Genomic DNA, 12090 nt, shown 5'->3' with positions numbered 1-12090 from the left:
CACCTCACAGGGGAAATTCGTGGCCGGTCGCGGTCTTGTCACACCCGTCACTTGCCGGGGGCATGTTGCTTTTGCGGTCGTGTGCGGTCGTGTGCGGTCGTGTGCGGCCGTGGTGCGGTCGACCTGGGTTGTCGCTCGAAGGCGGGCAAAACGTCTATCCGTCGGCGAGGAGCTCACGTGACGGACGTGCTCAGAGGGGAAACTGGGTCTTCGTGAGCTGCTCGGACAGCGACCACAGCGCCGACGCGGTGGCCGTGTCCCGGGCCCGCCGGCTGCGCGCGACCGGTTGCGTCCGGCCGATCTGGCCGAATCGCGGGCCCACGAAGGTGTCGCCGGGCAGATCCTGGGACGCTGCGTACAGGGTTTGCCGGGCGCCGAAATCGGCGTCCGTCGCGACCACCCGGGTGACGGCCGACATCAACGTGTCACCCAGCTTGCGGCCGGAGGCGCCCTGCAGGTTCGTGTGCGAATAGCCGGGGTGGGCGGCGAGCGCGCGCAGCGGGGAACCGGCGGCGGTCAGGCGGCGCTGCAGCTCGCTGGTGAACAGCAGGTTGGCGAGCTTGGACTGGCTGTAGGCCAGCCACGGCGAGTAGCGCCGGTTCTGCCAGTTCAGGTCGTCGAGGTTGATGGTTCCGGGCCAGTGCGCCATCGACGACACGGTCACCACCCGATCGGTCAGCTTGGGCAGCAGTAAGTTCGTCAGCGCGAAATGGCCGAGGTGATTGGTGCCGATCTGGGTCTCGAAGCCGTCGACCGTCAGGCCGAAGGGGGCGGCCATGATGCCGGCGTTGTTGATCAGGACGTCGGCCTGGCCCACCCCGTCGGCGAATCGCCGCACCGACGACAGGTCCTGCAGATCGAGCTCCCGCACCTCGACCCGACCGGCCATCCGGCGGGCCGCGGCCTCGCCCTTGCGGATGTCGCGGACGGCCATGATGATCGTGGCCCCTCGTCGCGCCAGCTCGCGGGCGGTCACGGCGCCCAGCCCGCTGTTGGCGCCGGTGATGATGACGGTTCGTTCGGCGAACGACGGTAGATCAGCGGCGGTCCAGCCAGTCATGGCAGACAACACTAATCGCGGAGCGCGCCGCGCCGCCGAACGGCCGCCGAGATTGCCGTCAGGGCTGTGTTTGATTGTCGATTACGACCGTGACGGCAATTTCGTTGAGATCAGCGCCGTATCGCCAATCACTTCGCCGCGACGACAAACCCGTGAATGATCGTGTCGATGTCGCTCGCCTGCGCGGCGGCCTGATTGGCGAAGCCGGTGATGGTCAACTGCACAAGATAACGCTGGCGCGCGGGCGGTGATCCGGTCGCGATGACGATCCGGTTCCAGCTGTGCAGCCGCATACCAGCGTCGAGGTCGTAGCTGCCCTGGATCATCGACGAGGGGAAGCCGTTATAGGGCGCGCCCGAGGCGTCCAGTTGCTTGAAGTTCTCGAACAGTTGGGCATCGTCGTTGCCGTGCTTGATGACCTGGGCGGCGTCGAAGTCGCCGTTGAGCTTGAACACCACCAGCCTCGCCGTCGGAAACTTGCCGCCCTGCGAGATGATCAACGTCTGCGGGCTGATGTTCGGGCTGGTGAACGGCGACCAGCCCGGCGGTGTGGGTATCGACACCGTCAGGTCGGGCAGCGATCCCGGCGCCACCGGCTCTCCGGTCACCCCGATGCTTTGCAGATACTGCGACAGCGGAACCGGCTTCTCCGCCGGCTTGGTGGTCGTGGTGGTGGGGGTGTTGGACAGGATCGATTGGTAGTCAGGCGGTTTCGGTGCGCAGGCGGCGGCGAAGAAAGCCGCCGCAACCGTCGCGGCAGCGGCCACGAGGCGGCCGAGCCGATTCACAGAATCTCGCGGACCGCGTCGATCGGGCGGGCCAGCCGAGTGCCCTTCGGCGTGACGACGAAGGGTCGTTCGATCAGGATGGGGTGTTCGACCATGGCGTCGAGCAAGCGGTCATCGTTCGCGGCCGCGAGATCGAGCTCCTCGTAGAGGGCTTCCCGCTTGCGCACCGCAGCGCGCACGTCGATGCCGGCGTCGCGGATCATCTTCACCAGCTCGCTGCGCGACGGCGGGGTTTTCAGGTATTGGACGACAGTAGGCTCAATGCCGTTGTCCCGCAATAAATCCAGCGTCTTGCGCGAGGTGCTGCATTTGGGGTTGTGATAGATGACGGAATCGGCCATCTAGGCGTCTCCGTCGAAAAGCCCGGTGACCGAACCGTTTTCGAAGACGGCGCGGATGGTGCTGGCCAGCAGCGGCGCGATGGACAGGACCGTCAGCTGGGGGAAGCGCTTCTCCTCGCCGATCGGCAGGGTGTTCGTCACGATCACTTCCCGGGCGCCGCAGGCGGCCAGCCGCTCGGCGGCCGGATCGGACAGCACGCCGTGGGTGGCCGCGATGATCACGTCACCGGCGCCCTCGTCGCGCAGCAACTTGACCGCGCCGGCGATGGTGCCGCCCGTGTCGATCATGTCGTCGATCAGGACGCAGGTCCGCCCCTGCACCTCACCGACGACGCGGTTGGACACCACCTGGTTGGGCACCCGCGGGTCGCGGGTCTTGTGAATGAAGGCCAGCGGGACGCCGCCCAGCGCGTCGGCCCATTTCTCGGCGATGCGCACCCGGCCGGAGTCGGGCGAGACGACCACCATGTTGCCGTCGGGGTAGTTGTCGCGGATGTAGCCGGTCAGCAGGTTCTGCCCGCGCATGTGATCGACGGGCCCGTCGAAGAAGCCCTGGATCTGGTCGGTGTGCAGGTCGACGGTGACGATCCGGTCCGCGCCGGCGGTCTTGAGCAGGTCGGCGACCAGCCGAGCCGAGATCGGCTCGCGGCCGCGGTGCTTCTTGTCCTGCCGGGCATAGGGGTAGAACGGCATGACCGCGGTGATCCGCTTGGCGCTGCCCCGCTTGAGGGCGTCGATCATGATCAGTTGTTCCATCAGCCAGTTGTTGACCGGGTCCGGGGCCGACTGCAGGACGAAGGCGTCACACCCGCGCACCGATTCGTGGAACCGCACGAAGATCTCGCCGTTGGCGAACTCCCGCGCGGTCTGTGCGGTGACGTGGACGTCGAGTTCCTTGGCCACCTGCTCGGCCAACTCCGGATGCGCGCGGCCGGAGAAGAGCATCAAGTTTTTGCGGTTATCGGTCCAGTCGTGGCTCAACGCACTGCCCTCGCCAAATCGGGGTGGGGGATGGAAGGCCCCATCGTACGAAGCGAATGGTACGGAACGATGGCCGGGTTGCCAGCTAGCAAATTCACGGTGTCGGTTCGGCTTCTGGCGCTGAGCCGGCCGTGACGCTCTGACCGGCGGCTTTCTCGGCGGCCTCGGCGGCCTGCGCGGCCGCACTGCCCGGGCGCTTGCGGCGCACCCATCCTTCGATGTTGCGTTGTGGACCGGCGGATACCGCGAGCGTTCCGGGCGGGACGTCGTTGCGCACCACCGTGCCCGCCCCGGTGTAGGCGCCGTCGCCGACGGTCACCGGCGCGACGAACATGGTGTCCGAGCCGGTGCGCACGTGCGAGCCGATGGTGGTCCGCCGCTTGGATTCGCCGTCGTAGTTGACGAACACGCTGGACGCGCCGATGTTGCTGTGTTCGCCGATGTCCGCGTCCCCGACGTAGGTCAGGTGCGGCACTTTCGAGCCGGTGCCGATGGTGGCGTTCTTGGTCTCGACGAACGCGCCGAGCTTGCCGTCGTCGCCCAGCACCGTGCCGGGTCGCAGATAGGTGAACGGTCCGACGGTCGCGCCGGCGCCGATCGACGACGCGGTGCCGTGGGTGCGGACCACCGAGGCGCCGTCGCCGACGCTGACGTCGGTCAGGGTGGTGTCCGGCCCGACGACGCAGTGGCTCCCGACCTGGGTGCGGCCGAGCAGCTGCGTCCCCGGCTGGATGACGGTGTCGCGCCCGATGCTGACGTCGACGTCGATCCAGGTGGTGGTCGGGTCGACGATGGTGACGCCGGCCATCTGATGGGCCGCGATGATGCGGCGGTTCAGTTCGGCACCCAGCTGCGCCAGTTGGACGCGGTTGTTGACGCCGGCCACCAGCGCGCTGTCATCGACGTGGCGGGCGTGGATGGCCAGGCCGTCGCCGCGCAAGATGGCGATGACGTCGGTCAGGTAGAGCTCCTGCTGAGCGTTGTTGGAGCTCAACCGATTCAGCGCGGAGCGCAGCGCCGCGGTGTCGAAGGCGTAGACGCCGGCGTTTACCTCACGGATCTCGCGTTGCGAGGGCGTGGCGTCGGCGTGTTCCACGATCGCCATCACCTCGTTGTCCTGGGTGCGCAGGATGCGGCCGTAGCCGCTGGGGTCGCTCACCGTGGTGGTCAGCACGGTGACCGCGGCCGGCGCCGCGCTGTGGGTGGCGATCAGGTCGGCCAGGGTGTCGGCGTCCAGCAGCGGGGTGTCGCCCGAGGTGACGACGACGACCCCGGCGTAGTCGGGGGGCAGCGCGGACAGGCCGCACAGCACGGCGTCGCCGGTGCCGCGGGGGCGCTCTTGCAGCGCCACATCGATGGGGCGTCCCAGGGCGTCGGCCCAGTCGGCCACCAGCGGGGCGATCCGCTCGTGATCATGGCCCAGGACGACGGCCAGGTGCTGGGGAGCCACCTTGGTGATCGCGTGCAGAAGATGGGACAGCATGCTGCGCCCACCGATGGTGTGCAGGACTTTCGGGGTGTCCGAGCGCATCCGGGTGCCGGGCCCGGCCGCCAGCACCAGGACCGCGGTATCACCAGGAGACGACATCAACCCTCCTTGCGTTGGTTCGCGCGGGCTGCGCGCTTCAAGCGCCGACACGCCGTCAAGCGTGTCACTTCAGCTGCGGTGAAGGCAAAAAACGATGGGATATCGCAATCAGCAATCAAAGCTCCGTCGCCAGGACTCGAACCTGAACTATCTGAACCAAAATCAGAGGTGCTGCCGATTACACCACGACGGATCGCTAACCGATGGCGAGCGGCGGTTTTATACCGACGGCGCCAAGAAGACTTTAGTCTGACGACGATGCGGGCCGCTTGTCGGCTGTTCACCGATACGCTGATTGACGTGGCCGTGCTCGATCGTGACCCGGACAAGGTGGAGAAGGAAGTGCGGGCGCCGCGCGCCCGGATGACCGGCACCGAGCGCCGCCAGCAGCTCGTCGGCATCGCGCGCACGCTGTTCGCCGAACGCGGATACGAAGGCACCTCGATCGAGGAGATCGCGCTGCGCGCCAACGTGTCCAAACCGGTGGTCTACGAGCACTTCGGCGGCAAGGAAGGCCTCTACGCGGTCGTCGTCGACCGCGAGATGTCCGCGCTGCTGGACGGCATCACCTCGTCGCTGACCAACAACCGGTCGCGGGTACGCGTCGAGCGCGTCGCACTGGCGCTGCTCACCTACGTCGAACAGCGCACCGACGGCTTCCGGATCATGATCCGCGACTCACCGGCCGCGATCAGCTCGGGCACCTACTCCAGCCTGCTCAATGACGCCGTGAACCAGGTCAGCTCCATCCTGGCCGGCGATTTCTCCCGCCGTGGCCTGGATCCCGGGCTGGCGCCGCTGTACGCCCAGGCCCTCGTCGGCTCGGTGTCGATGACGGCCCAGTGGTGGCTCGATACGCGGGAACCCAAGAAGGAAGTGGTGGCCGCCCACCTGGTCAACCTGATGTGGAACGGGCTGACCCACCTGGAGGCCGACCCTCGGCTGCAGGACGAGTAGCCGCGCGGGCTAACCGCAGTCGCGGGCCAGCAGGTCGGCGACGGTCTCCCGGCGAACCAATTCGCGGACGTGCCCGTCCTTGACCGCCACCAGCGCCGGGCGGCCGACCATGTTGTAGTTCGACGCCATGCTGTGGTGGTAGGCGCCGGTGCAGGCCACGGCCAACAGGTCGCCGGGGTGCAGGTCCGCGGGCAGCTCGATGTCGCGGGCGATCTCGTCGCCCGCCTCGCAGTGCCGGCCGACGACGGTGACCCGGTGCTTGGGCCCCAGCGCATGCCGGTTGGCCAGCGCGGCCGTGTATTGCGCGCCGTAGAGCGACACCCGCGGGTTGTCGCTCATGCCGCCGTCCACCGCGACGAAGGTGCGTCCACCCGGCTGGGTTTTGATCGAGCACACCCGGTACAGCGTCACGCCGGCCCGGCCGCAGATGGCCCGCCCCGGCTCCGCCACCATCTGGGGCCGCGGGAAATGTTCGGCGGCGCAGGCTTCGTCGAGTGCGTTCTCGATGACGTCGGCCAACTGTTCGAGGTTGAGCTCGCGGTCGCCGGCCAGATAGGGGATGGCGTGGCCGCCGCCGATGTTGAGCTCGGTGAGGATGACGCCGTGCCTGGTTCGGATGTCGGCCATTGCCGCGATCATCCGGCGGATCGCTTCGCCGTACAGGTCGGCGTCGGTGACCTGGGAGCCGATATGGCAATGCAGGCCGACCAGGTCGAGTATCGGGTGCGCGAGCACCCGCTGGGCCGCGACGTCGGCGCGGTCGCCATGCAGCGTGAACCCGAACTTCTGGTCGCTGATGCCGGTGGTGACCGCCCGGTGGCCGTGGATGTCGATGTCCGGGGTCACCCGAATGAGCACCCGCTGGCGGCGCTGTGCCAGCCCGGCGAGGTAGGCGATTTCCATGCCCGAATCCAGCACGATGCGTCCCACCCCGACCCGCACCGCTTCGCGCAGCTCCTCGGGCGATTTCGCGTTGCCGTGCATGACGATGCGCGCGGGGTCGACTCCGCCGGCAAGGGCGACGGCCAGCTGGCCGCTGGAGCAGACGTCGAGCCCGAGGCCTTCGTCGCGGGCCCAGCGGGCCACCGCGGTGCTCAGCAGCGACTTCCCGGCGTACACCACCTCGACGCCGCGCAGCGCCTTGCGGTAGCGGCGGGCGCGATGCCGGAAGTCGGTTTCGTCGATGACGTAGGCCGGGGTGTGAAACTCGTCGGCGATATCGGTCAGTGGTACACCGCCGACGCACAGCCTGCCCGCCTCGTCGGGGTGTGCGGTGATGGGCCAGATCGCGGGATCGAAACGCGGGGAAGCCGCCTGACCGAGAGACGGCAGGATGTCCAGCAATGTCATGAATTCAACGTGCGTCCGCGGGTAACCCGGTGGTGCCTTCCTTACGATCCCTTGACGCCGGAGAGCTCGATATTGACGAGGTTCGGTGTGTCCGGCCCGGACACCGAGGGCCCCTAGAATGGAATTCATCATGACCGCACCGGGGGCTGCTCGCCCAGAAACCCCGATCGCGGGGCTCGTTGAATTGGCGCTCACCGCGCCGACCTTCCAGCAGCTGATCGACAGCGCGGCCGCTTCGCCGGCCGAATTACACCTGGTGGGTCCAGCCAGCGCACGGCTATTCGTCGCCAGTGCGCTGGCGCGGTTGGGTCCTCTGCTGGTAGTCACCGCGACCGGGCGCGAAGCCGACGACTTGACCGCTGAACTGCGCGGCGTCTTCGGCGACGCCGTCGCGGTCTTTCCGTCGTGGGAAACCCTGCCCCACGAACGACTTTCGCCCGGCGTCGACACCGTCGGCGCCCGGTTGACGGTGTTGCGCCGGCTGGCCCATCCCGGCCTCGGTCCTGACGGGCGCCCATCCGGGCCCCCTTTGCGGGTGGTGGTGACCGCGGTGCGCTCGTTGCTGCAGCCGATGACGCCGCAGCTGGGGCTGGTGGAGCCGGTCACGTTGAGCGTGGGCGCGGAAATCGAATTCGAGGGCGTGATCACCCGGCTCGCCGAGCTGGCCTACACCCGGGTGGACATGGTCGGCCGGCGCGGCGAATTCGCCGTGCGCGGAGGCATTCTCGACGTCTTCCCGCCGACAGCCGAGCACCCGGTGCGCATCGAGTTCTGGGGCGACGAGGTCAGCGAGATGCGGATGTTCTCGGTCGCCGATCAGCGCTCGATCCCGGAGCTCGACGTCGACACCCTGATCGCGGTGGCCTGCCGCGAACTGCTGCTCACCGATGAGGTGCGTGAGCGCGCCGCCGAGCTGGCCGCGCGGCACCGCACCACCGAGCCCGCCATCACCGGCAGCGTCACCGACATGCTGGCCAAGATCGCCGAGGGCATCGCGGTCGACGGTATGGAGGCGCTGTTGCCGGTGCTTCGGCCCGGCGAACACGTGCTGCTCACCGACCAATTGGCCCAGCGCACACCGGTCTTGCTGTGCGATCCGGAGAAGGTCCGCACCCGGGCCGCCGACCTGATCAAGACCGGCAGCGAATTCCTCGAAGCGTCGTGGTCGGTTGCCGCGCTGGGCACCGACGCCCCCGTCGACGTGACGCAGTTCGGCGGATCGGGTTTCGCCGAACTCGATGACGTGCGAGCCGCGGCGGCCCGCGGCGGGCATCCGTGGTGGACGCTGAGCCAGCTGTCCGACGAGTCGGCCGTAGAGCTGGAGATCCGGTCGGCGCCGTCGGCGCGCGGGCACCAGCACGACATCGACGGCATCTTCGCGATGCTGCGCGCGCACGTCAGCACGGGCGGCTACGCCGCCGTCGTCGCACCCGGCGCCGGCACCGCGCACCGCGTGGTGGAACGGCTGGCCGAATGCGACACCCCCGCCGCCATGCTCGAATCGGGCGCCGCCCCCAAAGCTGGCGTGGTCGGGGTGCTCAAGGGCCCGCTGCACGACGGCGTCATCATCCCCGGCGCCACGTTGGTGGTGATCACCGAGACCGACCTGACCGGCAGCCGGGTGGCGGCCGTCGAGGGCAAGCGCCTGGCGGCCAAGCGGCGCAACACCGTTGACCCGTTGGCGCTCACGGCCGGTGATCTGGTGGTGCACGACCAGCACGGCATCGGCCGGTTCGTGGAGATGGTCGAGCGCACCGTCGGCGGCGCGCGCCGCGAGTACCTGGTGCTCGAATACGCCTCGAGCAAGAGGGGTGGCGGCTCGGACAAGCTGTATGTGCCGATGGATTCGCTGGACCAGCTGTCGCGGTACGTCGGCGGGCAGGCGCCCGCGCTGAGCAAGCTGGGCGGCAGCGACTGGACCAACACCAAGACCAAGGCCCGCCGCGCGGTGCGCGAGATCGCCGGCGAGCTGGTGTCGCTGTACGCCAAGCGGCAGGCCAGCCCGGGCCACGCGTTCGGTCCGGACACGCCCTGGCAGGCCGAGATGGAAGACGCGTTCGGCTACGCCGAGACGGTTGACCAGCTGACCGCGATCACCGAGGTCAAGGGCGACATGGAAAAGCCGATCCCGATGGACCGGGTGATCTGCGGCGACGTCGGCTACGGCAAGACCGAGATCGCGGTGCGGGCGGCGTTCAAGGCGGTCCAGGACGGAAAGCAGGTGGCCGTGCTGGTGCCAACCACCCTGCTGGCCGACCAGCATCTGCAGACCTTCAGCGACCGGATGACCGGATTCCCGGTGACCGTCAAGGGCCTGTCCCGGTTCACCGACGCGGCCGAATCCAAGGCCGTCATCGAGGGGCTGGCCGACGGATCGGTGGACGTGGTGATCGGCACGCACCGGCTGCTGCAGACCGGCGTGCGCTGGAAGGACCTCGGGCTGGTCGTGGTCGACGAGGAGCAGCGGTTCGGCGTCGAGCACAAGGAGCACATCAAGAGCCTGCGCACCCACGTCGACGTGCTGACCATGAGCGCCACCCCCATCCCGCGGACGCTGGAGATGAGCCTGGCCGGGATCCGCGAGATGTCGACCATCCTGACGCCGCCCGAAGAGCGGTATCCGGTGCTGACCTACGTCGGGCCGCAGGACGACAAGCAGGTCGCGGCCGCCCTGCGGCGCGAGCTACTCCGCGACGGGCAGGTCTTCTACGTGCACAACCGGGTCAGCTCGATCGACCGGACGGCCGCCCGGATCCGGGAGCTGGTGCCCGAGGCGCGCGTCGTCGTCGCGCACGGGCAGATGCCCGAAGAACGGCTCGAGCGCACGGTGCAGGGGTTCTGGAACCGCGAATACGACATCCTGGTGTGCACCACGATCGTGGAAACTGGGCTGGACATCTCCAACGCCAACACGCTGATCGTCGAGCGCGCCGACACCTTCGGTCTCTCGCAGCTGCACCAGCTGCGCGGCCGGGTCGGCCGCAGCCGAGAGCGTGGCTACGCCTACTTCCTTTATCCGCCGCACTCGCCGCTGACCGAGACGGCCTACGACCGGCTGGCCACCATCGCGCAGAACAACGAGTTGGGCGCGGGCATGGCCGTCGCGATGAAGGACCTCGAAATCCGCGGCGCCGGCAACGTGTTGGGGGTCGAACAGTCCGGACACGTCGCCGGGGTCGGCTTCGACCTGTACGTCCGATTGGTGGGCGAGGCGGTGGAGGCCTACCGGGCGGCCGCCGACGGCCAGACCGTCACCACCACCGAGGAGCCCAAGGACGTGCGCATCGACCTGCCGGTCGACGCGCACCTGCCGCCGGACTACATCGCCAGTGACCGGCTGCGCCTGGAAGGGTATCGGCGGCTGGCCGCGGCGTCCTCCGACGGTGAGATCGACGCGGTGGTCGAGGAACTCGTCGACCGGTACGGGGCGCTACCCGAGCCGGCCCTTCGGCTGGTGGCGGTGGCGCGCCTGCGGCTGCTGTGCCGCGCCGCCGGCATCACCGAGGTGTCCGCGGCGTCGGCGTCGACCGTGCGCCTGTCGCCGATGACGTTGCCGGATTCCGCTCAGGTGCGACTCAAGCGGATGTATCCGGCGGCGAGCTATCGGGCCACGACGTCGACGGTGCAGGTTCCCATCCCGCGGGCCGGCGGGGTCGGCGCGCCGCGTCTGCGCGATGTCGAGCTGGTGCAGATGGTGGCCAACCTGGTGACGGCACTGCAGGGTAAACCGCAGACAGATATTGGTATAACGAGTGAGCTGCCTGCATCGATGGCAAGTGAGGAGCGACAGGCGCGATGATCCGCGCCAGCGACGATGCAGAGCGAAGCGATGAGGAGGAGGGGCGCAGTTGATCGTCGTCTTGTTCGACCCCCGCCGGCCCTCGCTGGTCCCCGTCGAAGCCATCGAGCACCTGTCCGGCGAGGTGCAATACACCGAGGAGATGCCCGTCGCGGTGCCCTGGTCGCTGTCAGCGGCGCGCCCGGTGCACTCCGGCGACGACGCGCCGGTGCTGCTGTCGTCGGACCGCGAGCACCCCGCCGTCGTCGCACGGTTGGCGGCCGGTGCCCGGCTGATCTCGGCGCCCGAGACGCCACGTGGTGAACGGCTGGTCGATGCCGTGGCGATGATGGACAAACTGCGCACCGCCGGCCCATGGGAAAGCGAGCAAACGCACGACTCCCTGCGCAGATTTCTGCTGGAGGAGACCTACGAACTGCTGGACGCGGTCGGCAGCGGCAACGCCGAGGCGTTGCGCGAAGAGCTCGGCGACGTGCTGTTGCAGGTGCTGTTCCACGCCCGCATCGCCGAGGATGCGGCGCAGTCTCCCTTCACCATCGACGACGTCGCCGCCACCCTGATGCGCAAACTGGGCAATCGGGTACCGGGAGTGCTTGCCGGGCAATCTATTTCGCTCGAAGAACAACTGGCCCAGTGGGAAGAGCGCAAGGCGGCCGAGAAGCCACGGAAATCGGTGATGGACGACGTGCACACCGGGCAGCCCGCATTGGCGCTCGCCCAGAAGGTCATTGCCCGTGCCGGCAAAGCGGGCCTACCCGCCGACCTGATCCCCGAGGCGATCAGCTCGATCTCGGTGTCGGCCGACGTCGACGCCGAAAGTGCCCTGCGCGCCGCCGTTCTGGGCTTCGTGGAGACGGTCCGCGACGTCGAGCGGACGATCTCGGCCGCACGCCGCGGCACCGACGTTCCCGACGAGTTCGACGTGGCCCCGCCCGGCGAGATCTCCGAGGAGGAGTGGCGTGAGCACTGGCCGACCGTCGCGGCGGCACTCGACGATGAAGCGTCGGCGGTCGAGGCCGACTCCGACTTGGTCGAGGTGGAATCCGGCGCCGACGCCGCGGCCGGTGACGCCTGAGGCAGTGGCCACGTCGTTACCGCGGGGCCCCGCGCCTTTTTTCAACACTTTCGCCCGTCCGCGTGAGCGATCACCGAAATGTTTGCCGGATATGTCATCGGCCACTCGGTAATATCGCGGATGAGGTTGCGAATCACCGTGGTCGGCCTCG

At 68.5% G+C, this 12090-nt stretch carries 9 protein-coding genes and 1 tRNA gene; 3 read left to right on the top strand and 7 right to left on the bottom strand.

Annotated elements, in window-relative coordinates; translation table 11 throughout:
- Nucleotides 1–190: 190 nt before the first annotated feature.
- The 6 genes from AC5Y7E_RS23040 to AC5Y7E_RS23015 form a co-directional block, all read right to left on the bottom strand.
- Nucleotides 191–1060 (bottom strand): oxidoreductase, encoded by an 870-nt coding sequence (locus AC5Y7E_RS23040; protein WP_499950854.1) that lies wholly within the window; start codon nt 1058–1060, stop codon nt 191–193.
- A gap of 128 nt (nt 1061–1188) precedes the next feature.
- Complete coding sequence (locus AC5Y7E_RS23035; RefSeq protein ID WP_499950853.1) at nt 1189–1848, bottom strand: LpqN/LpqT family lipoprotein; 660 nt, start codon at nt 1846–1848, stop codon at nt 1189–1191.
- A complete protein-coding gene (arsC, locus tag AC5Y7E_RS23030; protein ID WP_499950851.1) occupies nt 1845–2189 on the bottom strand; it encodes an arsenate reductase (glutaredoxin) in 345 nt (114 codons plus the stop codon). The genes AC5Y7E_RS23035 and arsC overlap by 4 nt, the downstream gene beginning before the upstream one ends.
- Nucleotides 2190–3170: a ribose-phosphate diphosphokinase gene (locus AC5Y7E_RS23025; protein WP_499918417.1), complete on the bottom strand. Its 981-nt coding sequence runs from the start codon at nt 3168–3170 to the stop codon at nt 2190–2192.
- A gap of 94 nt (nt 3171–3264) precedes the next feature.
- On the bottom strand, nt 3265–4758 hold the full coding sequence (glmU, locus tag AC5Y7E_RS23020; RefSeq protein WP_499950850.1) for a bifunctional UDP-N-acetylglucosamine diphosphorylase/glucosamine-1-phosphate N-acetyltransferase GlmU: 1494 nt from the start codon (nt 4756–4758) through the stop codon (nt 3265–3267).
- Nucleotides 4759–4879: 121 nt separating this feature from the next.
- Nucleotides 4880–4951 (bottom strand) — tRNA-Gln (locus AC5Y7E_RS23015).
- Nucleotides 4952–5121: 170 nt separating this feature from the next.
- Here AC5Y7E_RS23015 and AC5Y7E_RS23010 point away from each other — a divergent pair.
- Nucleotides 5122–5715, top strand: coding sequence for a TetR/AcrR family transcriptional regulator (locus tag AC5Y7E_RS23010; RefSeq protein WP_156656103.1), 594 nt, complete (start codon nt 5122–5124; stop codon nt 5713–5715).
- 9 nt (nt 5716–5724) lie between these two features.
- Here the strand turns inward: AC5Y7E_RS23010 and lysA are convergent, their stop codons facing one another.
- A complete protein-coding gene (gene lysA / locus AC5Y7E_RS23005) occupies nt 5725–7065 on the bottom strand; it encodes a diaminopimelate decarboxylase (protein ID WP_499918415.1) in 1341 nt (446 codons plus the stop codon).
- A 130-nt stretch (nt 7066–7195) separates the two neighbouring features.
- Between lysA and mfd the strand changes: the two genes are divergently transcribed.
- Together mfd and AC5Y7E_RS22995 are read left to right on the top strand one after the other, a co-directional pair.
- Entirely contained in the window at nt 7196–10864 is a 3669-nt protein-coding gene (gene mfd / locus AC5Y7E_RS23000; protein WP_499950849.1) for a transcription-repair coupling factor, read from the top strand.
- A 49-nt stretch (nt 10865–10913) separates the two neighbouring features.
- The gene (locus AC5Y7E_RS22995; protein ID WP_499918411.1) at nt 10914–11939 is read left to right on the top strand and encodes a nucleoside triphosphate pyrophosphohydrolase; all 1026 of its coding nucleotides are present in this window, start codon (nt 10914–10916) and stop codon (nt 11937–11939) included.
- The last annotated feature ends 151 nt before the right edge of the window (nt 11940–12090 follow it).

It is taken from the genome of Mycobacterium sp. NGS17 (assembly GCF_059813205.1).
The sequence above is the reverse complement of the archived record's forward strand: the minus strand, read 5'-3'. Positions and strand labels throughout refer to the sequence as shown.

Bases quoted from the DNA above. Each gene is read 5' to 3' on its own strand.
- glmU (WP_499950850.1), bottom strand. From the start codon at position 4,758: ATGTCGTCTCCTGGTGATACCGCGGTCCTGGTGCTGGCGGCCGGGCCC.
- AC5Y7E_RS23010 (WP_156656103.1), top strand. From the start codon at position 5,122: ATGACCGGCACCGAGCGCCGCCAGCAGCTCGTCGGCATCGCGCGCACG.
- AC5Y7E_RS23040 (WP_499950854.1), bottom strand. From the start codon at position 1,060: ATGACTGGCTGGACCGCCGCTGATCTACCGTCGTTCGCCGAACGAACC.
- arsC (WP_499950851.1), bottom strand. From the start codon at position 2,189: ATGGCCGATTCCGTCATCTATCACAACCCCAAATGCAGCACCTCGCGC.
- lysA (WP_499918415.1), bottom strand. From the start codon at position 7,065: ATGACATTGCTGGACATCCTGCCGTCTCTCGGTCAGGCGGCTTCCCCG.
- mfd (WP_499950849.1), top strand. From the start codon at position 7,196: ATGACCGCACCGGGGGCTGCTCGCCCAGAAACCCCGATCGCGGGGCTC.